Source organism: Desulfomicrobium aestuarii (assembly GCF_055385525.1).
Genome location: NZ_AP042427.1, coordinates 2,429,925 through 2,455,542, shown reverse-complemented (window position 1 = coordinate 2,455,542; position 25,618 = coordinate 2,429,925). Strand labels below are relative to the sequence as shown.

Annotated in this window: 23 protein-coding genes, 1 tRNA gene and 1 pseudogene; 6 read left to right on the top strand and 19 right to left on the bottom strand. The window is 58.4% G+C overall.

From position 1 onward, the window contains the following. Window positions 1–131: 131 nt before the first annotated feature. The 5 genes from ACZ5AC_RS11085 to ACZ5AC_RS11065 all read right to left on the bottom strand — a co-directional run bounded on the left by ACZ5AC_RS11085 (window position 132) and on the right by ACZ5AC_RS11065 (window position 6,370). Window positions 132–650: a nitroreductase family protein gene (locus ACZ5AC_RS11085; RefSeq protein ID WP_464247679.1), complete on the bottom strand. Its 519-nt coding sequence runs from the start codon at window positions 648–650 to the stop codon at window positions 132–134. Window positions 651–739: 89 nt separating this feature from the next. Further along, entirely contained in the window at window positions 740–1,351 is a 612-nt protein-coding gene (locus tag ACZ5AC_RS11080) for a peroxiredoxin (RefSeq protein ID WP_464247678.1), read from the bottom strand. A gap of 4 nt (window positions 1,352–1,355) precedes the next feature. Further along, the gene (locus ACZ5AC_RS11075) at window positions 1,356–1,946 is read right to left on the bottom strand and encodes a peroxiredoxin family protein (protein ID WP_464247677.1); all 591 of its coding nucleotides are present in this window, start codon (window positions 1,944–1,946) and stop codon (window positions 1,356–1,358) included. Window positions 1,947–2,149: 203 nt separating this feature from the next. Next, entirely contained in the window at window positions 2,150–4,963 is a 2,814-nt protein-coding gene (locus ACZ5AC_RS11070; protein ID WP_464247676.1) for an FAD-binding and (Fe-S)-binding domain-containing protein, read from the bottom strand. A 198-nt stretch (window positions 4,964–5,161) separates the two neighbouring features. After that, window positions 5,162–6,370, bottom strand: coding sequence for an MFS transporter (locus tag ACZ5AC_RS11065; RefSeq protein ID WP_464247675.1), 1,209 nt, complete (start codon window positions 6,368–6,370; stop codon window positions 5,162–5,164). Between the two features lie 242 nt (window positions 6,371–6,612). Between ACZ5AC_RS11065 and ACZ5AC_RS11060 the strand changes: the two genes are divergently transcribed. Continuing rightward, the gene (locus ACZ5AC_RS11060) at window positions 6,613–7,965 is read left to right on the top strand and encodes a phosphohexomutase domain-containing protein (protein ID WP_464247674.1); all 1,353 of its coding nucleotides are present in this window, start codon (window positions 6,613–6,615) and stop codon (window positions 7,963–7,965) included. Between the two features lie 76 nt (window positions 7,966–8,041). On the opposite strand, the gene ACZ5AC_RS11055 is transcribed toward ACZ5AC_RS11060, so the two are convergent. From ACZ5AC_RS11055 to ACZ5AC_RS11015, 9 genes are all read right to left on the bottom strand, one after another. Next, window positions 8,042–8,800: a DUF4197 domain-containing protein gene (locus ACZ5AC_RS11055; RefSeq protein WP_464247673.1), complete on the bottom strand. Its 759-nt coding sequence runs from the start codon at window positions 8,798–8,800 to the stop codon at window positions 8,042–8,044. Window positions 8,801–8,870: 70 nt separating this feature from the next. Beyond that, window positions 8,871–9,473, bottom strand: coding sequence for a hypothetical protein (locus ACZ5AC_RS11050; RefSeq protein ID WP_464247672.1), 603 nt, complete (start codon window positions 9,471–9,473; stop codon window positions 8,871–8,873). Window positions 9,474–9,610: 137 nt separating this feature from the next. Continuing rightward, window positions 9,611–10,453 carry a flagellin gene (locus ACZ5AC_RS11045; protein ID WP_464247671.1) on the bottom strand — a complete coding sequence of 281 codons (843 nt, stop codon included), beginning with the start codon at window positions 10,451–10,453 and terminating at the stop codon, window positions 9,611–9,613. A 64-nt stretch (window positions 10,454–10,517) separates the two neighbouring features. Next, the gene (gene truA / locus ACZ5AC_RS11040; protein WP_464247670.1) at window positions 10,518–11,258 is read right to left on the bottom strand and encodes a tRNA pseudouridine(38-40) synthase TruA; all 741 of its coding nucleotides are present in this window, start codon (window positions 11,256–11,258) and stop codon (window positions 10,518–10,520) included. 2 nt (window positions 11,259–11,260) lie between these two features. Continuing rightward, window positions 11,261–11,941: a MotE family protein gene (locus tag ACZ5AC_RS11035; RefSeq protein ID WP_464247669.1), complete on the bottom strand. Its 681-nt coding sequence runs from the start codon at window positions 11,939–11,941 to the stop codon at window positions 11,261–11,263. After that, a complete protein-coding gene (gene fliJ, locus ACZ5AC_RS11030) occupies window positions 11,862–12,305 on the bottom strand; it encodes a flagellar export protein FliJ (protein WP_464247668.1) in 444 nt (147 codons plus the stop codon). The genes ACZ5AC_RS11035 and fliJ overlap by 80 nt, the downstream gene beginning before the upstream one ends. An 81-nt stretch (window positions 12,306–12,386) precedes the next feature. Next, on the bottom strand, window positions 12,387–13,478 hold the full coding sequence (locus tag ACZ5AC_RS11025) for an NAD(P)H-dependent flavin oxidoreductase (RefSeq protein ID WP_464247667.1): 1,092 nt from the start codon (window positions 13,476–13,478) through the stop codon (window positions 12,387–12,389). A gap of 204 nt (window positions 13,479–13,682) precedes the next feature. After that, entirely contained in the window at window positions 13,683–14,408 is a 726-nt protein-coding gene (locus ACZ5AC_RS11020; protein WP_464247666.1) for an adenosylcobinamide-GDP ribazoletransferase, read from the bottom strand. Further along, window positions 14,405–15,184, bottom strand: a complete 780-nt coding sequence (locus ACZ5AC_RS11015) for an SAM hydrolase/SAM-dependent halogenase family protein (RefSeq protein WP_464247665.1) — start codon at window positions 15,182–15,184, stop codon at window positions 14,405–14,407. Before ACZ5AC_RS11015 ends, ACZ5AC_RS11020 begins: the two co-directional genes overlap by 4 nt. Before the next feature lie 94 nt (window positions 15,185–15,278). On the opposite strand from ACZ5AC_RS11015, the gene ACZ5AC_RS11010 reads away from it, so the two are divergent. After that, window positions 15,279–15,355: transfer RNA gene (locus ACZ5AC_RS11010), tRNA-Pro, on the top strand. A gap of 130 nt (window positions 15,356–15,485) precedes the next feature. Here ACZ5AC_RS11010 and ACZ5AC_RS11005 read toward each other — a convergent pair. Then, window positions 15,486–16,877, bottom strand: coding sequence for an IS4 family transposase (locus ACZ5AC_RS11005; protein WP_464247664.1), 1,392 nt, complete (start codon window positions 16,875–16,877; stop codon window positions 15,486–15,488). 219 nt (window positions 16,878–17,096) lie between these two features. Between ACZ5AC_RS11005 and ACZ5AC_RS11000 the strand changes: the two genes are divergently transcribed. Then, window positions 17,097–18,056 carry a hypothetical protein gene (locus tag ACZ5AC_RS11000; protein ID WP_464247663.1) on the top strand — a complete coding sequence of 320 codons (960 nt, stop codon included), beginning with the start codon at window positions 17,097–17,099 and terminating at the stop codon, window positions 18,054–18,056. Between the two features lie 487 nt (window positions 18,057–18,543). On the opposite strand, the gene ACZ5AC_RS10995 is transcribed toward ACZ5AC_RS11000, so the two are convergent. Together ACZ5AC_RS10995 and ACZ5AC_RS10990 are read right to left on the bottom strand one after the other, a co-directional pair. Beyond that, window positions 18,544–19,899, bottom strand: coding sequence for a transposase (locus ACZ5AC_RS10995; RefSeq protein WP_225940604.1), 1,356 nt, complete (start codon window positions 19,897–19,899; stop codon window positions 18,544–18,546). 152 nt (window positions 19,900–20,051) lie between these two features. Next, window positions 20,052–20,207: a (2Fe-2S)-binding protein gene (locus ACZ5AC_RS10990; protein WP_118230672.1), complete on the bottom strand. Its 156-nt coding sequence runs from the start codon at window positions 20,205–20,207 to the stop codon at window positions 20,052–20,054. 1,008 nt (window positions 20,208–21,215) lie between these two features. Between ACZ5AC_RS10990 and ACZ5AC_RS10985 the strand changes: the two genes are divergently transcribed. The 3 genes from ACZ5AC_RS10985 (at window position 21,216) to ACZ5AC_RS10975 (ending at window position 24,210) form a co-directional block, all read left to right on the top strand. Further along, the gene (locus ACZ5AC_RS10985; protein ID WP_464247662.1) at window positions 21,216–21,419 is read left to right on the top strand and encodes a helix-turn-helix transcriptional regulator; all 204 of its coding nucleotides are present in this window, start codon (window positions 21,216–21,218) and stop codon (window positions 21,417–21,419) included. Between the two features lie 86 nt (window positions 21,420–21,505). Continuing rightward, window positions 21,506–21,691, top strand: a complete 186-nt coding sequence (locus ACZ5AC_RS10980; protein WP_464247661.1) for a hypothetical protein — start codon at window positions 21,506–21,508, stop codon at window positions 21,689–21,691. Window positions 21,692–21,735: 44 nt separating this feature from the next. Next, window positions 21,736–24,210: an AAA family ATPase gene (locus ACZ5AC_RS10975; protein WP_464247660.1), complete on the top strand. Its 2,475-nt coding sequence runs from the start codon at window positions 21,736–21,738 to the stop codon at window positions 24,208–24,210. Window positions 24,211–24,346: 136 nt separating this feature from the next. On the opposite strand, the gene ACZ5AC_RS10970 is transcribed toward ACZ5AC_RS10975, so the two are convergent. Then, window positions 24,347–24,670 (bottom strand): ATP-binding protein, encoded by a 324-nt coding sequence (locus tag ACZ5AC_RS10970; protein ID WP_464247659.1) that lies wholly within the window; start codon window positions 24,668–24,670, stop codon window positions 24,347–24,349. A 96-nt stretch (window positions 24,671–24,766) separates the two neighbouring features. Continuing rightward, a pseudogene (gene istB, locus ACZ5AC_RS10965) lies at window positions 24,767–25,468 on the bottom strand (IS21-like element helper ATPase IstB); the annotation flags it as partial. Window positions 25,469–25,618: the final 150 nt, after the last annotated feature.

Here is a 25,618-nt window from a genome sequence, read left to right as displayed (position 1 = left end):
TCCCGGATATCCTTCAGGGGGGAGGGGAACCATTTAGGCGCCCCGGAAACATGTGCGGCAATTTTTTGCCGATCGATGAGCGGGGTGGCGGGGGAGCGCCCCGGACCATGATGAGGTCCGGGGCGTTTTCGTCATTTTCCGCCCCATGTCTCCCGGTGCACGAGCTCCGGCCGGAAGCGGTCCAGGGCCTCGAAGGGCGTTGCGGGCCAGCCCACGGGGACGAGGGAGAAGGGGTGGATGTTGTCGGGGAGGCCGAAGAGCCTGCGGAAGCCGTCCATGCGGTCCTGCTCCGGATAGATGCCGACCCACACGGTTCCGAGCCCCAGGCCGCGGGCGGCCAGGAGCATGTTCTGGGTGGCGGCGCTCAGGTCCTGGACCCAGAAGGTCGGCCATTTTTTGCCGTCGGGGTCGCCGCAGGCGAGGATGGCCAAGGGGGCCTGGGCGACCATCTTGGCGTAGGGGTGGAAAGCGGGAATCGCTTCGAGCCGCGCCCTGTCCGTGATCACGATGAAATGCCACGGCTGCTGGTTGCCGGCCGAAGGCGCGGCCATGCCGGCGCGGAGGATGGTTTCGATCATCACTTCGTCCACGGGCGTGTCGGTGTATTTGCGGATGCTGCGCCGTGTGTGGATTGCGTCGAGAAGTTCCATGATGTTTCTCCGTGCTGCAGGTTGCGTGGCCGGGCCCGTCTTCCAGAGTTGAAACAGCGTGTCCGTTGACGGGGAATGCGTCGTGCCCGTCAGTTCTGTGCGTTCTTGAGCTCCTGCATGGCCTTGACCAGGGGGCCCAGATCGGGCCGGGAGTTGATGTCGTGCACGTCGATGTAGCGGATGATGCCCTGCTTATCGATCAGAAACAGCGACCGTTCGGCCTCGCCCGTCGAGCGCAGGATGCCCAGGGCGTCGGCCACTTCGCCGTGGGGGAAGAAGTCCGAGGCCACCGGGAACCACACGCCGCCCATTTCCTGGACCCAGGCGTGCAGGGTCGGCACGTTGTCCACGCTCACGCCGATGAGCTGCGTGTCCGTCTGGTCGAAGAGGTCCTGCACGATGTTGTAGCCGGGCCACTGCCCCGAGCAGACCGGGGTCCAGGCCGCCGGCACGAAGGACAGGGCCACGTTTTTCTTCCCGCGGAACTGGGCCAGGCTGACCGTGCCTCCGTCGATGGTCGGCAGGCTGAAGTCCGGGGCCGGGTCCCCAACCTTGACCTTCAGGGTGCTGTCCAGGGGCTTGAGTTCGCCCACCTCAAAGAGATGGGCCTTGGGGATGCCAGGGCCCTGGGCCATGGCGGAAAGCGGTGCGCCGCAGAGAAGAACCGCGGCGAGAAGGAAGGGGAACATATGTCGTGACATGGGTCTACCTCCCGGCTTTGCTCGCTTTCAGGGCATGGTCCAGAAACGCGGCGGCGGATTCCATGCGGCCGAGCAGGGTGTCCGCAACGATGATTTCCTTCTTCTGGGCATCGAGGTCGAGGACATAGAAGAAGGGCGTGCCGACTTCGCCGATTTCCTTGTTGACCTTGAAATCGGGGTCCGAGAACAGGGGGAAGGTCACGGCGTACTTGTCCCGGAAAACCTTCACCTCGAAATCCGAATTGCCGATGCCTACGCCGATGAGCTTCACGTCCTCGGCCAGCCCGCGGCTTTTGATCAGGGCGTTCAACTCGTTGAGGATCGGCGCTTCGCGCTGGCAGTGGGGGCAGTACATGCTGAAGGCCACGAGAATGACGGTTTTCGCCCGGATGTTGGAAAGACTGTGGGGCCCCTGGCCGGCAAATCCCAGGTGCTTGAGGTGCTCGGGGGCCAGTTCGCCCTGCAGCTGCAGGTCGGGCATGACGCTGCCCGCAGGCAGGGGGTGCGAGGAGGGGCTTTCCGACGCTTCCATGGCCAGCCCGCTTCCAGCAAGGAAGGAAAGGAGCAGTCCGAGCAGAATGATGCCGAGGCGCATGATGGACTCCGTGAAGGAACGGGCCCGAAGCGGGCCGCTGCAGATGGTTGTGCGTATGCCGCTGCGGCTCGTACGCAGAAAACAGGATGCTCATCTGTAACAGGCCGGCATACGGCCCGCAACCGGTGTTCTAATGCTCGCGTTCCGGCACAGGAAGAAAGCGCGGAACGCCCCGCAGGCAGGAGCCTGCGGGGCGTTTCGGGTCATGCGGTGCACTCGTCCACAAGGTAGAGGATGGAGCGGTAGGGGATCTTGCCGTGCAGGGCCAGGCCGACCTCGCAGGTCCGGCTGGTGGAGTAGCCTTCGGTGCAGTCCTGGACCTTGTCGGCCAGGGTCTTCAGGGCCGAGGCGTTGAGCTCCGGCACGGAAAAGCCCTTGTCCCCGGCGAAGCCGCAACAGAATACGTCCTCCGGCACGACCACCTTGGCGGCGCACTTCCCGGCCAGCTCCAGGAGCTTCCCTTCGAGTCCCATCTTGCGCGACGTGCACGTCACGTGCAGGGCCACGCGCTTGTCCTTGCGCACGAAGGAGAGCTTGTCCTGCAGGAATTCGAGCACGAAGACGGCCGGGTCGTAGAGCTTGAGGCGCGGGTCCAGGACTTCCTGCATGCGCTTGAGGCACGGGCTCGTGTCGCACAGCACCGGCAGCTCGCCGCCGCGGGTGGCCTCCAGCAGTGCTTCCTCCAGCTGGGCGCTCTTGGCGTCGGCCTGGGCCACGAAACCCTTGCTCTCGAAGGCCTGCCCGCAGCACAGCCCGCCCATGCCCTTGGGGAAGATGACCTCGTACCCGGCCTTGCGCAGCAGCCGCACCGTGACCTCGGGCAGGGACGCGATCTTCTCGCCCCGTGCCGGCCCCATGTTGCGGGCGATGCAGCTCGGGAAATAGACCACCTTCAGGGGGTTGGCCTCGTCGACGGCTTCGGCCTTGATGCGTCCCAGCCCTTTGGGCATCTGCGCGTTCCAGCGCGGGATGCGCTTCAGCGAGGCGCGGTGCAGGGCCTCGGAGGAGGCGTCCATGAAGCGCGTCCCGGCCACGGCGTGGACGGCGTCCACGGTGGTCAGCACGCCCGAGACGGTCCGGGCCACGCCCTCGAAATGCCCGCCCACCCAGTCGGCGGCCTTCTTCTGGCGGCCGGTGGCGTGCTCGGCCCGCAGGGCCTTGGTCATCTTGCCCGTGTCGATGCCCACGGGGCAGCGCGTGCCGCACAGCCCGTCCGTGGCGCAGGTGCCGTCGCCCTGGTAGCCGTAGGCCTTGAGCAGCTTGGCGAGTTCCGCGCTTTTCTCCGGGATGTTCCGCAGCCGCTGGATCTCGCGCCAGCTCGTTATGCGCTGGCGCGGCGTGAGGGTGATGTGCTTGGACGGGCAGATGGGCTCGCAGAACCCGCACTCGATGCACTTGTCCACCAGTTCGTGGGCCGCGGGCAGGGGCTTCAGATCCTTGAGATGCGCCTTGGGGTCGGGGTTCAGGATGACGCCGGGGTTCAAAAGCCCCTTGGGGTCGAAGATGCGCTTGATGTCCTGCATGAGGCGGTACGCGTCCTTGCCCCACTCCATCTCCACGAAGGGCGCCATGTTGCGGCCCGTGCCGTGCTCGGCCTTGAGGGACCCGTCGTAGCGGTCCACGACCATGGCCGTCACGTCGTCCATGAGGTTGCTGTAGCGCTCGACCTCCTTGGGGTCGCCGAAGTCCTGGGTGAAGACGAAGTGCAGGTTCCCCTCCAGGGCGTGGCCGAAGATGATGGCCTCTGAGTACCCGTATTTCTCCAGCAGTCCCTGCAGTTCCAGGGTCGCGTCGGCCAGGCGTTCGATGGGGAAGGCCACGTCCTCGATGATGACCGTGGTGCCGGTGGCGCGCACTGAGCCCACGGCCGGGAAGAGGCCCTTGCGGATGTTCCACAGCTTGGCGAACTCCTGGGGCACGGGCGTGAACTCGATGTCCCGGACCATGGGCACGTCGGACAGGGCCGCCTTGATGGTCGCGATCTGGGCGTCGAGGGCCGCCTTGTCCTCGGCCCTCGTCTCGACCAGCAGGGCGGCGGCCGTGTCGCTCAGTTCCTTCAGGTAGGGCGGCATGCCGTCCTTGTCCTGGACCGAGCGCAGGGCCGGGCGGTCCATGAGTTCCACGGCGGCCACGGGCTGCTTCTTGAGGATGATGGTCGCCTCGCAGGCCGTGCGGATGTCCGGGAAGAGCATCAGGGCCGAGGCCTTGTGGGCGTGCTCGATGACGGTGCGGTAGGTCACCCGGGAGACGAAGGCCAGGGTCCCTTCGGAGCCGACGATGAGGTGCTTGAGGATGTCGAAGGGGTCCTCGAAGTCCACCAGGGCGTTCAGGCTGTAGCCGGTGGTGTTCTTGATCTTGAACTTGTGCCGGATGCGCGCTTCAAGTTCAGGCGCGGCCATGACCTGGCGGCGCAGGTCCTCAAGCCCCCCGATGATCTCGGGGTGCTTTTCCCGGAAGGCGCGCCTGGAGGCGTCGTCCCCCGTGTCCAGAATGGTCCCGTCGGCGAAGACCAGTCGCAGCTCCTCAAGGGTCTTGTAGCTGTTCTCGGCCACGCCGCAGCACATGCCGCTGGCGTTGTTGGCCAGGATGCCGCCGATCTTGCAGGAGTCGATGGAGGCAGGGTCCGGTCCGATCTTCTTGCCGAAGGGGGCCAGGGAGCGGTTGGCGTGGGCGCCGATGATGCCCGGCTCCAGGTCGATGCGGCGGGCGTTGTCGTAGATGCGGCAGCCCAGCCACCCCTCTCCCAGGCGCAGCAGTACCGAGTCCGTGACCGCCTGGCCCGAGAGGCTGGTGCCGGCCGCGCGGAAGGTCACCTCGATGCCGTCCTTGTGGGCCAGCCGCAGGATGCGGGCCACTTCGCCCTCGGACTCCACGTTGATGACGATCTTTGGGATGAGCCGGTAGAAGCTCGCGTCCGTGCCGTAGGCCAGCAGACGCAAAGGGTCGGTGATGATACGCTCGGCCGGCACGAAAGCGGCCACTGCGTCCCGGAATTTCCGGTACTTGGAATCGAGCATGGGACCTCCGTATTATGAGAATAATTCTTAATAAATATATCCGATTTTACGGCTGTCCACAAGCCGAAAACATGTTTTGTGGTGAAGAAAACCGGATAGCGGACGGAATCGCCCGGATTGGGCGCGGCTATGGGGCGGAGACGCGCATCGCGGCGGGGACGGTCGCGTCTGCCGCAGGAGGAGGGAAGTATTGCGGGATCAGTTGTCCCGGGGTCTGCGTCCCAGGAGGATCCCGGCGGCGAGGCAGACCGCGCCGCACAGGCCCAGGGTAGGCCCGACGCCGATGAACTCGGCCGTCAGACCCGCTCCGAGGGAGCCGAAGGGCGACATGCCCATGAACATCATGGCGAAAAGGGCCATGACCCGGCCGCGCATCTCGTCGGGTGTGAGGGTCTGCACCAGGGTGTTGGACGTGGCCATGAGCAGGATCATGAACAGCCCCGCGGGCACTGCCAGCAGGATCGACAGCCAGAAGACCGTCGAGAACGAGAAGAGGACCAGCGTCAGGCCGAAGGCCAGGGAGGCCACGGACCGCAAGGCCCACAGACCCGTGTTCCTGCGCATGGTCAGGATGAGGGCGCCCATGAGGCTGCCCACCCCGGCGGCGGTCATGAGCAGGCTGTAGCCGTCGGCCCCGCGCCCGAGGACTTCCCGGGCCACCACGGGCATGAGCACCAGAAAGGAGGAGCCGAAGAGGCTGGTCACGGCCACCAGGGCCAGGAGGCTGCGGATGGCAGGGTTCGTCCAGGCAAAGGCGACGCCCGCCTTGATGCGGGACAGGAATTGCCCCTGCGGCGCGGGCCTGGGCGTGTCGGGCAGGCGCATGAGGGCCAGGCAGGCGATGACGGCCAGGAAGGACAGGCCGTTCAGGGTGAAGCACCAGGCCTCCCCGACGGTGGCCAGCAGCGCCCCGGCCACGCCGGGGCCGATGATGCGGGCCGTGTGGAACATGGAGGAGTTGAAGCCGATGGCGCTGGGCAGGTCCTCCTTGCCGACCATCTCGACCACGAAGGACTGGCGGGTGGGGTTGTCGATGGCGTTGACCACTCCGAGCATGGCCGCCAGCAGGACGATGATCCAGACCCGGGCCTGTTCCGTGAAGCACAGGGCGGCCAGGATGAAGGCCAGGATCATGGCCGCGGTCTGGGTCCCGATGAGGATGGCGCGGCGGTTGGCGCGGTCGGCCCAGTCCCCGCCCACCAGGGCCAGGACGAAGATGGGCGCCAGCCCCGCGAAGCGAACCAGGCCCAGGGCGGCGCTCGATCCCGTCAGCCGGTACACGAGCCAGGCCTCGGACACGTTCTGGACCCAGGTGCCGACGAGGGAGATGATCTGCCCCGAGGCGAAGAGGCGGAAGTTGCGGTGCCGCAGGGGGCGGGTCAGGGTGGTCCAGGCTGAAGGATGCATGGTGGTTCCGGGGGTTGCGGATGCGGTTCGACGGAGGAGAGAAAAGGCGCGATCCGGGGAAAAGTCAACCGGCAGACTTGAGGCGGTCCGCTGGCAGGTGATGTGGGGACGGATCGCCGCGCTGCGCTCGCGATGACGGTCAGGGGGATTCGCTCTTTTTTCTTGATCAAGCCGCCTCCGCCCCGTTAGCCATGATCCCGGCCGCTGACGGCCCGACCATACACTATCCGAGGAGCCGACGCATGAACCTTTCCTGCTTCAAAGCCTACGACATCCGCGGCCGCGTGCCCGACGAACTGGACGAGAACCTTGCCTGGCGCATCGGCCGGGCCTACGCCACCTGGCTCAAGCCGTCCCGCGTGGTGGTCGGCCACGACATCCGCCTGTCCAGCCCGGCCATGGCCGCGGCACTGACCCGCGGGCTCTTCGAGTCCGGCGTGGACGTCTACGCCCTGGGCGAGTGCGGCACCGAGGAGGTCTACTTCGCCGTCTTCGATCAGCGCATGGACGGCGGCATCATGGTCACGGCCAGCCACAACCCCAAGGACTACAACGGCATGAAGTTCGTGCGCGAGGACTCGAGGCCCATAAGCGGCGACACGGGCCTCTTCGCCATCCGCGATCTGGCGGCGTCCGGCGAGTTCCCGGCGGCCGAGCGCATCGGCCGTGAACAGTCTCTGGACGTACGGGAGCGCTACCGCGACCACCTGCTGTCCTACATCGACCGGTCGGCCCTGCGGCCTCTGTCCATCGTGGTCAACGCGGGCAACGGCGGGGCCGGGGCCGTCGTCGACCTGCTGGAGCCCATGCTGCCCTTCGCCTTCCATAAAATCCTGCACGAGGCCGACGGCAATTTCCCGAACGGCGTACCCAACCCGCTCCTGCCGGAATGCCGCGACATGACCGCCCGCGCCGTGGTCGAGACGGGCGCGGACCTGGGCCTGGCCTGGGACGGGGACTTCGACCGCTGCTTCTTCTTCGACGGAACCGGCCGCTTCATCGAGGGCTACTACCTCGTCGGCCTGCTGGGCGAGGCCTTCGCCCGCAAGCACCCGGGCGCCGGCATCATCCACGACCCGCGCCTGACCTGGAACACCATGGCCGCCGTCAGCGCGGCCGGGGGACGGCCCATCATGTCCAAGACCGGCCACGCCTTCATCAAGGAGCGCATGCGCCTGGAAGACGCGGTCTACGGCGGCGAGATGAGCGCCCACCACTATTTCCGCGACTTCGCCTACTGCGACTCAGGGATGATCCCCTGGCTGCTGGTGGCCGAACTGGTCTGCCTGACGGGCAAGTCCCTGGCCGAACTGGTCGACGACGCCATGCGCGCCTTCCCGGCCAGCGGCGAGATCAACCGCAGGGTCGCGGACGCCAAGGCCGCCATCGCCGCCGTGGAGGCGCGCTTCGGCGCGGGAGCCCTGATCCGCGACACGACCGACGGCCTGAGCCTGGAGTTCGCCGACTGGCGCTTCAACCTGCGCTCCTCCAACACCGAACCCGTGCTGCGCCTCAATGTGGAGTCGCGCGGGGACAGGGCGCTCATGGAGGAAAAGACAAAGGAAATTCTGGGGGTTGTGGACGGGATGGACTGAGTGGACGTGATGGACCTGGGGGTGCCCGGGGCGGGTGAGGGCGAGGCCGGGGGGCTTCGCCCTCACGTTGTTTTGGCTACTTGCCGAAGACCTTTTTCAGCAGGTCCGTGGTTCTCGCGGCCGGGTTGGTGCGGATGGCGGCCTCCTCCTTGGCCACGTAGTGGAAGATGCCGTCCATGCCCTTCTCTACCACGTAGTCCGTCAGGTTGGCCTTGGCGTCGGGCATGAAGGGCAGGGCCTTGTACTGGCCCATCATGGCGTCGTAGGCCTGCACCGCCCCGGCCTCGGCCAGGGTGGCGTCGACGATGGGCTTCATCTCCGTGGCCAGGCCCGGCCCCATGGACTTGCGGAAGTACTGGGTGGCCGCGTCGTCGGGGCCGTTCAGGATCTTCTGGGCGTCCTGGATGGTCATGGCCGCGATGGCGTCGACGAAGAGGGCCTTGGCCTTGGGAGTGGCCTGCTCGGCGGCGCGGTTGAGCTTCAGTTCCAGGTCGTCGACGAGGCTCGAATAGCCGGCCGCCTTGAGGGCCTTCTGCACCGTGGCCAGCTGTCCCGGCAGGGGGATGTGGATGGCCTTGTCCGCGTTGAAGCCGTCGGTTTTCCCGAGCTGCGCGACAACGGTCTCGGTGCCGACCCGCAGGGCCTCCTTGAGGCCGTCGCCCATCTCGCCCTGGGTCAGGGACCCGGCTGAAGAACTTGATCCACTTGGCTTTACCAATTCCAGTCCTTTCTGCAGCAGGTCGCCCTGGGCCCGGACCGACTCCGATCCGAGCAGCAAAATCGCGCCGATGGCCGCCAGGCCCAGAAATGCGGGAAGAAGGGTGCGTTTCGACATGGTGTCTCCTTTGGTTGTGACGGGTGGCCGGACCTTTTCCTGTCCCAGGCCCGGTCGGTGAACGCCCGCGTCAGAATTCGTAGCGCAGGCCTAGGCTCAGGATGTTGCTCCCGCCATCGTCCGCGAACATCCCGTAGCCTGTCGAGCGGTGGTGCAGGCGGAAAAAAGTGGACCAGGGGGAGCCCGGCAGCCCGAAGGCGGCCTCGATGTGCCAGAAGAGCATCACCGGGTCGCTGTCACCCTTCCTGATCCGTTCGTACTCCGGCGTGGTCGTGGCGAAGGACGGCCCGATGCCGAAGGCCAGGCTGGTGTCCAGGGCACTGTCCCAGGGGAAGGCCTCCCAACGGGCGTTCAGGACCGGGGCGTTGAGTTCGAAGTGATCCTGGATGCCGAAATGTCTGGCAACGTTGGCTTCCAGTTCCAGGGACCACATCCGGTTGGCCGGACGGTAGAAGGTCCAGCCCGCAGCGCCGGCCAGGAGGTAGGAATCTTCCAGGCCTGCCTGGCCGGAGACGGCCTCGATCCAGTCGCCGTTGGTCATGACCCCGCCGTAGATGCTGAAGGAAAGGTCATCCTCGGCCTTCGGCTGCGCCTCAGACGGCGCGCCCGGGCACACGGTCAGCGCCAGGACGAACAGGCCGGCCAGCATAATTCGGATGGTTCGGATGGACATGATCAAATCCTCCGGGGCGCATGGGCGTTGCGAGGGAAACTGCAGCGCCTTCCGCCGGAAAAACTGGTTTTGCTGGCATTGTAGACGCAAAGAGATGCAGGAGCAAGGCAGGGCGGAAAAAATGTCCGATGCCGGAGTCAGCTGATTTCGTCCATGAGCGTCCCCGTGTCCCGCAGCAGCAGGCGCACCAGGATTTCCTCTAGGGACAGGGTCGGCGACTGGCGGCGGGCCTCCACGGCCTGGTCCAGCAGGTCAGCCTGGGATTCGAGGGCAGTGGCCTGGTAGGCGAGACCGCTTTCGCGTTCGGCGTAGAGCGATTCCTGGGTGGTCATGTCGCCGATGTAGCCCGACAGCCTGTCCAGCTGGGTCTGCAGGGTGGCCGCGTTGTTCAGGTCCGTGCCCGAAAGGGCGGTGGACCAGGGCACCGTGTCCAGGGCCCGGAAGGTCACGTCGAAGCCGCCGTACTGCGGGCTGCCGCTCAGGTTGGACTGGATGTGCACGTTGCCGGACGAATCGATCTGCTCCGTCCCCCACTGGCCGCTGTCGAGGAGGGCGATGCCGTTGTAGAGCGTGGACTCGACGACGCCGACGATCTTGTCGCGCAGGGCGTCGTATTCCGCGGCCACGGAAGCGGAGTAGGTCAGGTCGCCGTCCTTGACCTGCCGGGCGATGCTTTCCATCTGCTCCAGGGTGCTTTTGATGGTGCCCACGGCCTCGGCCGCGATGCCGACCATGGAGGCGGCCTCCTTCACGTTGCGCGCACCCTGCCGGATGGTGGCGCTGTCGGCGCGCAGGCGGCCGGTGATGGCCTGGTCGTAGGGGTTGGTCAGGGGCTTGACCGCCGGCCGGCCCAGGACCATCTCGCGCAGGTTGGCGCCCACGCTCGAGCCCTGGAAGTAGGCATTCATGAGCAGGTCCTGCTGCCAGATCTGGTTGGCGGTGGTGTAGACGAAAAGTCTTTCCAGGTCGGTCAGGGCCACGGCGTTCTCCCTCGGGCTACAGACAGGGGCGTTTCGAATGTATTCGGCCGTTCCCGGTTTTTGTTTAGTAGATAACCTCTTCCAGGGTCAGCCCCTGCGGGGGGGCCGTGGCCGGGGCCAGGCGCCGGTCGCGGCTTTCCAGGACGGCCCTGGCCTCTTCCGGGCTCATGCCGCCGCGGCCGACCTCGACCAGGATGCCCATGAGGTTGCGGACCATCTGCTTCAGGAACCCGTCGGCCTGGAAGCGAAAGGCCCATTCGCACGGGTGAAGGCCCGGCTCGCGGCGGATGGGCTCCAGGGTGCGGACCGTGCCCTTGACCTCGGTGCCGGCGTTCTGGAAGGCGGCGAAATCGTGTGTCCCGGCCAGGAAGGCCGCGGCCCGGTCCATGGCCGTCAGGTCGAGGTGCCGCACGGGCCAGACGAAGGGCGCGCGCTGGGGCAGGGTGAAGTCCGGCTCGGTCCACAGGGTGTAGGCGTAGCGCTTGGAGCGGACCGAAAAGCGGGCGTGGAAGCCGGGCTCGGCCTCGCGCGCGTTGATGATGGCGATGTCGTCCGGGAGCATGGAATTGAGCGCCTTTTGCCAGGGGATGCGGGCCTTGGAGTCGGGCGCGTCGAAATGGGCCACCTGACCGAGGGCGTGAACGCCGCTGTCCGTGCGCCCCGAACCGTGCACCCGGACCGGTTCCTCGCAGATGCGCGAAAGCTTTTCCTCCAGGACGCCTTGGATGGTCGCCCCCCGGCCCTGAATCTGCCAGCCCAGGTAGCGCGTGCCGATGTAGGCCACGGTCAGGCGGATGCGCGGCATGGTCAGTCGGTTCCGGTCTGCAGGCGGGTCAGGGCCTCGGACAGGAAGGCGGCCCGATCCGGGCGCACCGAGGACAGGATTTCGCCTGCCTTGCGGCCGCTCATGCCTGCCAGGATTCTGACGGCGATGCTCTCCTCCAGGGTTTCGAGGACCTGCGCCGCCTGCTTGGGCTTCATGTTGGAGTAGACGTCGACCAAGTGCGCCATCTTCTCGTCCTGGATGGTGCCGGCGGAATCGATGAGTTTCTGCATCCGAACTTCCAGGGCGCGCAGGTTCTCGAGTTTTCCGTCGAGCTCCGCCTCCAGGGCCTTCAGTTCGGCCTCCTTCCTGTCCAGGGCCTGTTCGCGTGCGTTCAGGGCCTGGGCCCGCTCCTCGTCCGTCGCCGGCACGGCGTTGGTCGCGTTTTCCGCCTGACTGTCGGCGTTTGCCGAATTCTCCGCAGGCGGCGCAGGCGTTGCGGCCGGGGCGGGCGGTGCCTGGGCCATGGCCGGGCGTATGGCCACGGGCTGCAGCAGCAGGCTGTCCGGTTCAGACGCCGGCATCCACAGCATGCCGATGGCCGCCAGCTTGACCGCGGCCAGGACGACCGTGGCCTGGATCAGCCTAATAAGGCGCGCGCCCGAAGCGGAGGGTGGCTGTTTCGTCGAATGCGCTCTGTTCTTTTCGCTGTTCTTCCTGCCCATGTCTGACTGCCTGTTTGGCCCGGAGTTTCTCCAGGAGTTTGCGGTCCTTGGCCTTGGCCACGAGATCGCGGCGCCGTTCCTCGACCAGCCGCTCAAGTCCGGCCAGTTTGGCCTGCGCCTGTTTTTTGTCAAGTTCCAGACGGTTGCGCCAACCGGACCACAGCCACAGCTCGGGCTGCGTCATCTGTTTGATCCGGCTCATCTCCTCGAGGCACGACGCCAAGTCCTTTTCCAGCCTTTCGACGCGCGCGGCCTGTTCCTGCATGTCCTGCAGGGCCTTGCTCAGGGCCAGTTTCGCCTGGTCCTCCAACTGTGTCCGGAACTCCAGGACTTTTTCGAGCTTGAAAACGAAAGGGCGCGCCATGGCCGGGTCCAAGCAAGAAGCGTGCGCAAAAAAGAAAGCCCGGCGCGGGCCGGGCTTTGCGGTGGTCGGTCTTGGCGTCGGCTAGGCCGCGCCGGCCGCAGTGGCGGCTTCGATGTAGCCCTGACGCAGGGACTCGATCAGCTCCTTCACGGAGACGATGGCGCTGACCCGGTAGGCGTTGGCGCCGGCAAAGGCGAAACCGTGCTTCAACAGGCCCTTCTTGGCGTTCACCAGGGCCAGGGCGATGCAGTAGGGGCTCTTGGTGTAGTCGCAGGAACTGATGCAGTGGAAGGGGCACTTGAAGGGCTTCTTGAGGCCCGCCTTCACGTCCTGCAGGAACGGTCCGTCCACCGCGCGGCCGGGCAGGCCCACGGGGCTTTTGATGATCTGGATGTCCTCTTCCTTGGCATTGACGTAGGACTCCTTGAACTTGATGTCCGCGTCGCACTCGTGCGTGGCCACGAAGCGGGTGCCCATCTGCACGCCGGAGGCTCCGAGCTGCATGAACTTGTAGATGTCCGCGCCGTCCCAGACGCCGCCGGCGGCGATGACCGGAATGGGGCGGCCGGCCTTGCTTTCGAACTCCTTCACCGCCTCGACGACTTCGGGCACGGTCTTTTCGAGGGAGAACTCGGGGTCGTCGATCTGTTCGGGTTTGAAGCCCAGATGTCCGCCGGCCTTGGGGCCTTCGACCACGAAGGCGTCGGGCAGGTAGTCGAACTTCGACATCCACTTCTTGCAGATGATGGTCGCGGCGCGGGCCGAGGAGATGATGGGCACGAGCTTGGTCTTGGCGCCGTCCACGAGATAGGAGGGCAGGTCCAGGGGAAGCCCCGCGCCGGCGAAGATGACGTCCGCGCCTTCCTTGATGGAGGTCTTGACCAGGTCGCCGAAGTTGGTCAGGGCGACCATGATGTTCACGCCCAGGATGCCGCTGGTCTTTTCGCGGGCCTTGCGCAGTTCGTTGGCCAGTGCGCGCATGTTGGCCTCGCGGTAGTTGGAGCCGATGTCCGGCTCGCCCATGCCGATCATGGCGCCGGCGATGACGCCGATGCCCCCTTCCTTGGCCACGGCCGAGGCCAGCCCCGAAAGGGATATGCCGACACCCATGCCGCCCTGGATGATGGGGATTTTTGCAACAAGATCGCCGATCTTGAGTTGTGGAAAGTCCATTGTGATCTCCTGTATGGATTTCGCCGCGCGGCCCTGGAAACGGGAATGCCTTGAGCGGGCACTTAATCGCGGCGTCCATGGGCTGCTACGCGAAAAAAAAACAGGGGTCAATGAACCGGACAATCCATTGATATGCGTAGCTATTATGGCTGAATTCTACGTGAAAACACGGGATTTCGGCAGCGTTTTGAGTTCGGCTTTTGCTCAGAAATGGAATGCGAGAGGCAGGAGTGCGCAGATTTCCCCGGCGATGATCGCCGCGCCCAGAAAATCGCCGTTCATCGCGCCCTCGCGGCGGGCGAGAGACAGCAGACCTGCCAGGGGCGCGATGGCGATGAAGGCTGCGGACACGACATGGCCTGCGGGCAGGGTCAGGGCCGCGGCTGCGGCGGTGAGGCCGCCCACGGCCAGGGCTGAGAGCGTCGCCCCCTGCAGGGCGTTTTGCCCCAGCCCCGGTCGCCCGAAGGCTCGCCCCGCCCGGGCCAGGGCCAGGCAGCACAGTCGGCCGAAGACCGGGGCGAAGAGCAGGGCGCTCCAGGCCCCGAGGGCAAGGGCGCGCTCGAACAGCGCCGTCTGGGCCCCGAGGCCCAGCACGAGCCCCATGACCCCGAAGGCCCCGATACGGCTGTCCTTGACGACGGTCCAGAACCGCTCCCCCGTGGCGCCGCTGCCCCAGCCGTCCCAGAGGTCGGCCCAGCCGTCCCAGTGCAGGCCTCGGGTGATCCACAGGTTCAGGCCCGTCAGGACCCAGGCCAGGACCCATGTCGTGAAAGGCAGCAGGGAGGCCAGGGCGAGGGCGAGGCCGATGAGCGCCCCGACCAGGGGGTACATACCCATGGAGCGGCTGATCTCCTCGTTGGAGGTGATGCGGGCCCGGCCCAGCCGGGTCAGGAAGGTCAGGGCGACGAGGAAGTCGTGCAGCGGATTCATGGGCGCCGTTCCGTGCAGGTCAGTCGGAATGTCCGGCCGGGCAGGAAACCGAGGAGGCCGGCGCACGAACCGCCGTTCACGGCCAACTCCATGACGCCCTGGCTGCCCGCCAGCAGCCCGACCTGGCCCGGCGCGAGGTCGGCGTAGGTCGTGACTCTGGAGACAGTGCGGCCGTCGTCCAGCATCCAGGTCCGGCCTCGGGCGGGCATGGCCTCGATGCGCAGGTTGAGCAGACAGTTGCCGAAGCGGTCCACATGCAGCACGGCACAATCCAGGCACCCGTCGCCGGACTCGGCCCAGGTCTGTTCAAGGCGCACGACCTCGGCGGGGTCGATGGACCGCCCCAGTGAACTGGGGTCGGCCCCGAGGGCCAGCCGCGCGGCCAGGGGCGCGAAGACGTCCCGGCCGTGAAAGGTGCGGCTGGCATTGGAGGCGTCTGCATCCGCACGCCACCAGGATGCTTTCTGGCCATGCAGGAAGGACAGCAGCCCGTTGTCCGGGGCCAGAAAAAGCTGTCGGCCCTGTCGTGCCAGGAGAATGGACCGCTCCGAGCCGACTCCAGGGTCGACTACGGCCAGAAAGATGCTGTCGTCCGGGAAGTGGGGCCGACTGGTCTCAAGAAGAAAGCCGGCCTGCAGGATGCAGTGCTGCCGGACTTCATGGCAGAGATCGACGACGGGAGCCGCAGGCGCCAGACGCAGGAGAGCCCCCTTCATCTGCCCGACATAGGGGTCCGCAAGGCCGAAATCCGTGAGCAAAACAATGGGGGGAATCATGCAGCAAGCTCATACGGCCAAGCCCCACCCCTGTCCAGCCAAGCCAGAAAGCTGTTGACAGTGCAAAGCGCGGCTGTGTAGAAACTGCGCTCTTCGGGGCGTAGCGCAGTTTGGTAGCGCATCGGTTTTGGGAACCGAGGGCCGCTGGTTCGAATCCAGTCGCCCCGACCAGTGAAATCAAGGGCTTGGATGTAAATCCGAGCCCTTTTTTTCGTCAATTATTATCTGCCCAACACTATGCCCAACACTGCGACTCGTGCTGAATCAAGCGGTGGTTAGATTTAATACTCGACTTTCGGGGTTAGCCATTAGCAGCTAACAACCTTTGTTCATTGAAGATATAATCGAAATTGCGCCCCAAACTCCGCATTCCTTCTTGAAATGCCTCAAGCAGTATGCGTTCTGCCTGGCTCTGAGCTTCGCCAAGCTTCTTTAGGTTTTCCAGGGTGATGCCTAGGATTTGGCACAGTGCTTTGACAAGAGTGCAGTCCTCGGCCTCCTCGCAGCAACGATGGAACAGCAGGCCGAGGGTTCTTGGATCTTCCGTCCTGCGTTTCTCGATGCTCAGGAAGATGTATCGGGTCATCACGATGGTCGTGTGAGCAATGAGAGCGTCGAAGTCCCGGCCCTGGCAGCCTTTCTCCAATTCCAAGTGCTGCTTGGCCGTGCGGAAGAACACTTCGATGTCCCAGCGCTTGCCGTAAATGCGGACAACGTCTTCATCGGCAAGGATGAGGTCAGTGGTAAGCAAGACCAGCCAGTCTCTCTTGTGCTTGTTCCGCACGAAGACGAGTTTGGCTTTGAGGCCGCCCTTGAACTCAACCTGTGCGTTGGCCAGGATCTTGGCCCTGCCTCTACGTTTTCGGATCTGGCTGTAAATCTGCGTCACGTCCACCACCTGTCCTTCGAAGATGTAGTGGACCTTGGGAGTGCGCTTGACCATGCAGATGACGGGGATGTGCTTGCAAACCTCGGAAATCAGGGCAGGCATGGCGAACCAACTGTCCATGAGCAGGAACTTGGCCTTGATGCCAGCTTTCAGTGCGCGCTCGATCATGGGTTCGATCAGTTCCGTGGATTTGGTCACAGCCTCCTGGCGCCGCCGTGCGCCGCATGATCTCTTATCAAGATCTTTAGAAACCTCCTGGTATCGTTGATTTTTGTTCGCAGAAGAGCGCAGCACAAAGTCGAGAGGCAACAGGGTCGATCCATCGGACCATGCCAGGGTGAGCAACTTGAAACCCTTGAGGAATCGCCCAGTCGTATGGTCATGAACTTTGGCCAGCAGTTCAACCTTCTTCGATCTGGGGCGCTCAATGGTGGAATCATCGAGAATAAGCACGGATTCGCGATCTTTACTGGTCAACCCGTCAATGAATTCATGAATGCCAAAGGCCAGTTTGAGCAAGAATCGTCTCCAACCGAAATTGCTTGAGCGCATGAACTCATAGATGGCATCTTTTCCGACATCGCTTTTTGGATTGATGACGATGCTTCGATAGATATTCTTTCCGATAAACGGAAGAACAAAGATGTTCAGAAGAATAGTCAAAGCAGAATATCCTCTTGCTTTCTTGATGCTTGAATTTCGCGCAATGGTCGCAATTCCGAACTGACTGAAAAACGAATCGATTCTGCTCTCACACTCGTTTTTAATGAGTTGCAAATCGATGGCATTATTTGTAGTTTGCATGCGGGAATCCTTTTTTTGACGTTCTTGTGTGTGGTAACAAAAGAACTACTACAGAAGGGGGATTCCCTCAATCGAAATATTCAATTATTCCGGATAGATTTCTTTTTCAGCGACTTTGCTAACAACCCCGAAAGTCGAGTTTAATATTTTTTGTTGAGGTAGGAAGCGCATTTAGGTAAATTGTTAGTAGGATATAATAAAATTGTGTAGGTATGCGATATGAAAAAAAATTCTGATTTATTTGAATTCCCTTGTGTTGATCCTGCTGTAGCAGAAACTAATTTTTTCATTTCTGAGTATTGCAAAAGACATTTTGAAGAATATGCCGATAAAAAGGATGTTGATTTTATACTTGATAAATTTAATGAATATGTAAGTATTAATGACAATGATTATAAAAAGGCTTTGTCTAAATCGAGACAAGTTTTAATAAACTATGAACAAAAAATTAATAATAAGATAATATATGATTTTTATAATATTGTTGAAGATAAAGATGAAGCATTTTTTAATTCATGGATAAAGAGAGCTTACAAATTAACATTAAAATATAAAATTTCTGTATTTGATTTAGTTTGCCCTAGAAATTTTTATCAAGTTTTGAGTTATATTGTTCAAGATAAATTCCATCCTGATGTTGAAATTATTTTTTGCAAAAACGTATCTAATGTAGGGTATGAATTTAAATATGATGAGCAGATTAATAAAATAGCAATGATTATAGATGTTTCAGATAATAATCAAGATTCAGAATTTCTGGTATCTAATGCTGCAGTAGCTCTCATATTGCATAAACGCAGATTAGGGCTCAAAACATCCGATTCGGATAGAAATATTTTGATACAAGCTTCAAAGAACGATATAAATAAGAATTTTAGAACAATATATAGTCGATCTGCGGGTATATTGATTTGGGACTTAAAGAGGTTGTATGGGTGTGAATTTGAAGAAGCTATATTAAGGATGCGAGAAAAAAATTTAATATACAGAGAAGGCATTCAGTGTATTGAATCATGTAGTTATTGTGTGGATAAAGTAGCTTGTGTGCGATATTATAGAGATAGTTATGCGAATGCCTGTAAGGCTATTTTAAATTCAAATATTTATTCTACTTCTAAGCCCGCTAAAATTAGAAAAAAATTCGCATCTAAAATTCAATTTTTAAGATATGATGATTGATAATTACGTGTTGAAACTCATAATAAGGCAAATTGTTCCTTGCTATTTCCGAGGCGCCTATGCCAAATCATTCCCCAATCGCAAGACAGGACTTAGTCCACACATGCTGCCTGCCACCTCGATCGCCACGGATCAGAATAAATAGCTGTAAAGGGTGTTTACATATATTTCTGAGTTATGTCAGTCATAAGCGGTCTAAGTGCTTCGTTAAGAGAATGTAGTTCTTAAGTCATTCAATATTTGAGCGCTGCGTTGATTCTCCGCGTGGGTACGTTATGAAGAGGTGCTGCGGCCTGATTGTGTCAAGGTCGCTGCTGATGTTGTCCACGGATTGTCTCTGAGTTTGTTTGAGATCGCTACTAAGGTCAATCGGATCAGTACTCGGTGCCCACCGCCTATCCCCGTATTTTTATAGACGCCTTCCCGTATACGCTGACGATCGAGGACAAGCATCGCGGCGCTTAGCAGCCCGTTGATTTATTCATGATTAACACCGCTCTACGGTAATCTGCGCTCCGACGAATTCTTCGCCGGTCTCGCTCCTCATCTCGACAAAAATCATCGAAACGACCATCCATCCCCAAGCAAAAACAAAAATTTGCGCTGAATTGAGGTAAAAATACCCCTTCGGGGTCCCGAAACCTATCAACTGGCGCATCAGCAGGCCGAGATTGAACCCGGCCACGCACAGGAGATATCGTTTGTGGACGTTTTCCTGCCCTCGAAGGTGCGTTCGTCGCATGCCTCCACGATCGAGCACATGCTGAAAACTTCGCTCGACCAATTCCGTTCGTCGTTTTGCCAACTCGCGCCCTTTGGCTGACTTCAGCCGGGCGCGGTTATTGTAAACGGCCCGCCGTGCCTCATGGTCACCTTTCCAGTTGAACAACCCGTTCGCCTTCGGCTCGGCGATCCTCGTCTTCCAAACTCCGCTATCCAGTTCTTTCACTACTTCCCGAGAATGGTAGCCTTTGTCCGCAATGACCTCCGTCGGAGCCGTGCTTATCGGCGTACAACCGATGTCGGAAAGATTCTTCCTGGCGGATTCGAGCGTCTTGCCGATCGTCGTCGTGTCCCCCTGGTCGGCCTTGTGGATATCGGCGGAGACAATCGCTCCGGTGTCCAGGTCCACGGCGTGTTCGGGCTTGTAGGCGAGGTGGGTGCGGCCATCCTTCATCTTGGTAATCCGCGCGTCCTCGTCGCTCTCCGACTTCCAGTCCTTGTTCGAAAGCTTTTTGCCCTTGCGCTTGCGATCCATGCGGGCCAACTCTTCACGGGTCGGCGTCTTGATCCCGCTGTCCTTGGCGATGCGCTCAAGCATCTGCTGGTACGTTTCTCCTGTATCCCGGCGCACGATCGAACGCATGGCCGCGTTGGCTTCCATGGTCGAAGCATCGATACCAAGGCGCTCCCCAACTACCAGGCCGGACTTGGTCAACGCCTGCAACACCCAGCCGAATACTTCCTGATGGACTTCCAGGGGCAACCGTTGGCGGATTCTGCTCAGGCTGGAGTGGTCCGGAACCCTCTGGGTCAGGGAGAGTCGTAGGAACTTTCGCAGCGACAAGGAGTCGGAACACCGCCACTCAAGCCCGCGCTCGCTCTCGATACCTTCAAAATAGCCAACCAAGTGCATCCTGAAATATCGACCTGGAGGAATGGATTTCCTGCCGGGACCAGACGCATAATACGGCTCACAGAGCTTCTCGACAAAACGGTCAAAGCCGCCCTTGATCAAGACCGACTGCAAGCGGTCATAAAAAACGTGTCCAGGTGAGCGCGGTAAATCCGCACACATGACAAACACCTGACTCTGGTCATCACTCTGGTTGCCAAGTCCCATAACAGCTCCTTGTTCATGGCAACCTTCTATATTTTTGAGATTTTTTCAATATATAAATAGTTTCGTATATAAAAAAATCATTTGTTAAAATTTTGTAAAATGCTTGTCTTGTTTAAAATTTGGTCCGCCAACTGACGAACGTCTGAAAGACATCAGCGACCTTTCGGATTCTTTTCAGCACACTGGCACCCACCAGCCTTTTTTTCGTTCATGATACGTTCAAAAATTGTAGATTTTCCGTTTTGAATAACATCCTGCTCAATATCTTCGGATGTATAGCCAAAACAATAGCATACGAGTTCTGACATAATCAAACTCCTTAAAGAAATTTTCCGATGAATGCATGATTTTCTCTGAATTGATTACGGCCAGGATGACGGCGATGTCAATTTTTGGCTCTGACGTCGGAAGGAATTTTTCAACATGCTGTTAGACAGAGTTCTTTCCCCTGGACACGCCAAGCCCTTCGCACAAACTAAGATTTCCGTTCGTGCCTTGCTCGCGTAGTTCCCGACAAATACAGTCCGCACCATAGGTTCTCTCGCTGCCGTCAAGGGACGTCTTGATTGAAACAAGAAGACGATGATCTTCGCGCTGCCGCTTGCTCCCTCCTGGAATGAGTTGAGCATAGTAACGGCTCAGAGACACTCCAAACACGCGGCACATCTCCTTCACTCCGTACATCGAACGGTGATCGGTTATGAACCCGAATATCGATGCGGGTCCGTCGAGAAGATGGCCACTGCTTTTTGTAAAATGTCACGCTCTAGCTGGAGTCGTTCGTTCTCTTTTCGGAGACGCTTCAGTTCGGCTTCTGGCGACTCGGGTGCATGACCGCCCGCGAAGGCTTTCGCCTTGGTGGTCTCGTTGCTTCTGCACCCAGCCTTTCAAGACGTCATGCGTTATGTTGAGGCTGCGTTTGACCTCGCGGATTCCCATGCCGTTTCGATAACCAGACGGACTGCCTCTCGCTTGAAATCAGGATCGTACTTGCGATGACTCCTCATGAACACACCTCTCGTTCCCATTAGGGTAGTTGGTGTGTCCGCTAAAGTGAAGATAGCTCAGTTAGTTGTGTCAGTTCCCTCCCTCCCCTCGTCCTGATTTTTTTTAAAAATCCAAAAAAATGGAAAATTTACTGTTGGGTCCGTTCAATGGAAATCACCAATATTTCGAGCGGTAACGGCTGAAATTACGATTAGTGTTTTCCGGATAATCGGCTGGGCCGGGTATTTTATGCATGCTAGAGACGGAGCCAAAATGAAGATGAAGTTTAATCGCGGGTCCAACTGAGGAATATTGAAGGGGTGTCAAGAATGGATAAGCAGAATAGCTCGGAAGAGGTTTGGCTCACTGAAAAACAGGTGTCAATCTTGATAGGGTTGAGCCTGTCTACATTGCAAAAGAATAGACATAAGAGAAAAGGGATCAAATATGCAAAAATAGGAAGATCAGTTCGTTACGCATTGTCAGACGTAATAGAGTATATGAATTCCCATAAAATTGAATTAGTTATATAAATAATTATATTGGGGGTTGAATATGAGAAATTAAAATTATTCGTAATGTACTGATAACATGAAATTCATTCATTAAGGAGTGACGTATGAGTTTAGAGGAATATTCTGATGGCATGAGCAATCATAATTGTGATGCTCAGAGAATAGTTCAAGAGATTGTGAAGGCTCTTGGTAGTTCACAGGAAGTACTCGCTAAGATAAAAGAATTCAAGGTCTCTATCGTTCCTGTTGTAGTGCCTCGTTTTGAAATCACAATTATTCCTGAAAAGTAAATTTCATGGGCTGGGAAAATCCCAGCCCATGAAGAGGAGTCATTATGGGTAATGATATATTGGCCGATATGGAGCGGTCAGTCAAGACAGGCCGGCCCGTGACGCGTTTATTCAATATAGGTGGAAAGCGGTGCCAAGGGTCGACGGACGAGGTTATTGATACGGAGCCTATAAGCAGTTCGGTGTCTGAGCCGAAGCCAGGAAGTCGTTGGGATAGTAGCTCGCCAGCAACAACCCATCGTTTTGGTGAAGTAACGCCCGCTGCTCCAGCAAGCAATTTTTGCTTTCCAAGTCCAAGCTTTATGCCTTCGAGTGCAGATAAGCCACGCATGGCGCCACACGTTTCCAAGCTGGTGGAGAAAGTCGATGCTGCGCAATTGCCGTCAGATCTTATCTCGGACTTAAAGAGGAGAATCTTCTTTGCTCTGATTGAAATTGTATTTTCTATGCTCAGCGATGCATTTCGCATTTTATTTTTGGAAAAAATAGGAGTTGGAACTGCTCAAGCATGGGATTATGTAAGGCGGATGAAATCAGCTAGCGTTACGGAATCTGTGGGGATCATTGACCTGGCGATTACGATTATAGAACGAAGTAGGTGTAAAGCTGCGCTGATTGTTGGATATCTCCTCGGATTGAAACCTGAATACTGCTTTCATACATTTCCTGTAAAAAAAGAACTAGGTTCGATCATTACAGTACATAACTCACAAATAAAGGAGCTAATTCCTAAACAACTTGTGATCGAGGGGCAGCTATACCTGCTCAAATATATTGACTATCAGAACGATTATCGCGGGATGAAGGAACAGGCCGTTTGCTTATACATGGACAAGGCATGCTCAACGAATAAATTCTTCTTGATAGCTAATCGCGTTCAAAAGGACGGCAGTTATGTTCTCGAAATTGGTACAACTCCAGTTCCAGCTTGGCTGTATTCTCGTGCAGAGATGGCTATTCATGAAAGTGCAACTATAATTATCTGCATGGACATGGCGGTTGCAATGGAGTTCAGGCGTATTGCGCGTGAATCGTCTCTGCTTGAACTGGAAGGGATCATTATTTCTGGATACTTTGGAGATTCAAGTGCTTTCGAAGCCTTGGATCTAAGTGATACGGCCGGGCACCACGTTGTGCTTGTTCCTGGGTTCAATCAGGAATCGCTGGTAAGTGCTTCTAGGTTTGCAGACCGTTGCGAAAAGGCCGGGGCAACGGTGAGTATTTACCCTTGGCCTGTCAGAGCAGGTGGAGATCCTGTTGCCGCTGAGTCCACTATTCGCGCACGGTGGAAAAAGGATCTGTGGGCTCAATCTGTGCGTATTGAGGATATTGAACTGCCATCGAAGTTCGCTCTTGGCCTACTGGAAAGATCCATTCCATCCTCGGATTATCCGGAATGGCTGAAGGATAACGGTTTGGTCAGTGCTGGGCAGGATGACGTTCGTAATGTTAAGAAGAAAATCAGGTTTTTGTCTATTGACGATCTGCCTGACGGACATGAGCAGGCAGACATCCCTACATGGGACGATCTGATCACAGCTTGGTATCTGACATTTATTTGGGGAGCTTCCAATGCAGGGAAGAGTTGGTTTGCTCTCCAGTTAGTGAAGGCAATTACGACTGGTGCCGATGCATTTGGGATATATTCGATATCAAAACGTTTGGTTGCTTACTTAGACGGTGAAGTTGGCGGAGTAGACTTCAAAGATCGATGCTTGCAACTTGTACAGGGTAATTCAGAAGCACAAGAGCTTATAAGGCAAAATCTGCGCGTTTTGCCACCATCCTCAGAGATTAATATTCTTGATGATGCCTGCGCTGCAGAAATTATTTCAGATCTTATAGAGATGAAAGCGCAAGTTCTCGTTATCGATAACATACTTGCTTTGGCTCCTGATGTTGTAAAAGGTAATGTCAGGAACCTCTTCTCGTTCATTCACAAATTACAAGAAGCTGGTATTGCGGTAATTATTATTCATCACTCCGGCAAAGATGAAACAACTTATATGGGGCCGTCCGAACTTAAAAGCCAGTCTCAAAATGTTATCAGGCTGGATGGCCGGGAACAACTGGTGGACCAGAAGCCCTTAAGCCCTGAACTTGAAAGCGCCTGTAATGCGGGTGGTCCTGTTACGAAGATAACTTTCGAAGAATGCAAAGCTGCTACCCTCCTTGAGCGAAAATCTGCAATTTATCATCTCCCTAAAGGCGGGGTATGGAAACACATCGAAGGCGATTTGGTTCCAACAATAGAACCGCTGCCAGCAAATGTACGTGCTGAGTCCGATGATAACTCTGCAAAACCAGCTCCTGAGGATATGGCGATAATGCACAATCTGACTCCAGACGAGGAAAAGGTGTATGCCTCTCTCAAAGGAAAGAAGTATACACGAGTTGAATTGGAGGCTGTGACCGGCTTCAAAACCGATAAAATAGGTCGAATACTTCGGAAACTTGTCGAGCTTAATTTGGTCAAACAAGAAGGCGTTGGCAAGGCTACGTATTATCGTTGTGTATAGAGTCTGTGTCGCATTATAGATCACCATTCTGCAAAAAAACAGGGTGCCTCTGCGTACGGGGCGCCCTCTTTTTTTTGCATCCAGTAATGCTGGATTTCCGTTGCGCGTGATTTTTCGCTCGGACGACCTCGTCTGGTTATGTGTTTATGAGTAGCCTCTGCAAGGGGAAAGATCCTTGTGAGGTGTCCTGTAGCTCTTGCCGACCAGAACGACCTGATAGGTGCCGTGCATGATTCGTTCGACAGGTGGCCGCGCCCAGCAGCTTGTTGTGGAAGGCGTCGTTCCACTCCGAGTAATCCAGATTGCTGGTGATGATTGTCGGCCGCCGATCGTAGCGATCCGTGATGACGTCATGGAAGTCCTCGTCCTGCCTGGGGCGCATGGGCTTGAGGCCGAAGTCGTTGATGATGAGCAGATCCGCCTTGGTCAGCGCGGCCAGCTTGCGCTCGTAAGTGTCCACGGCCCGATCCGAGGCGAGCAGGCCCAAGTGTCAACGGAATTTGAAATGTGACCCACTCTTGCCGATTTTCGGCAACTTAAATCTGACCCACCCAGCCTAATCCTCTGCCTGCATGGCCGGAATCTGCTGACCGATGATTCCGGACTTACGCTTGTCCTTGAGTCTGTAACTGTCCCCGCGAATCTGAACGACATGGGCATGGTGCAGAAGCCTGGCCAGCGTTGCCGATGTCAGCGCGGTATTGCTACCGAAGGCTTGTTTCCATTCCCCAAAGCTCAAATTCGACGTCAGGATGACCGAGTCCGACTCATATCGTTTGGCTATGACCTGGAAGATCAGATTCGCTTGAGTCTCGCTGAACGGGAGTTAGCCGATCTCGTCGATAATCAGCAGCCTCGGGCCGAGGACGCTCCACTTGAGGCAAGCATTGTAGCGCCCCTGCCGTTGTGCGCTCTCCAGATGAAGCATCAGATCCGCCGCAGACATGAAGCGGAACTTGATGCCGCACTGCGTGGCCAGATAGCCCAGAGCGATGGCCAAGTGCGTCTTTCCTGTCCCGCTTGGCCCGAGGAAGATGATGTTCTGCTTGCGGTGCACGAATGCCAGGCTGGAAAGCTCCAGCAAACGCTGTCTCGGCGCCCTCGTGGCAAAATTGAAGTCGTAGTCGTCCAGCGTTTTGATGGACGGAAATCCGGCGAGCCTAGCCATGGTCTGCCGTGACCGTCCCTGGCGCAGGTCGTGTTCACTCCTGAGGGTGGTCTCCAACTAGTCAACGCAGCTACTCTTTTCCTGTGCCGCGATCAGAGTGTTCGAGGTGGCCGTTTTCGAATGCACGACCAGGCCGTTTTCACGTGTTCTGCGCAGATGGTTCTTGCCGGTGCCGCAGGACAGGGGCTGAAGTCTTTCTCTGATTACTGTTGGCTTATGATGTTTTGCGGTGAGATTGCG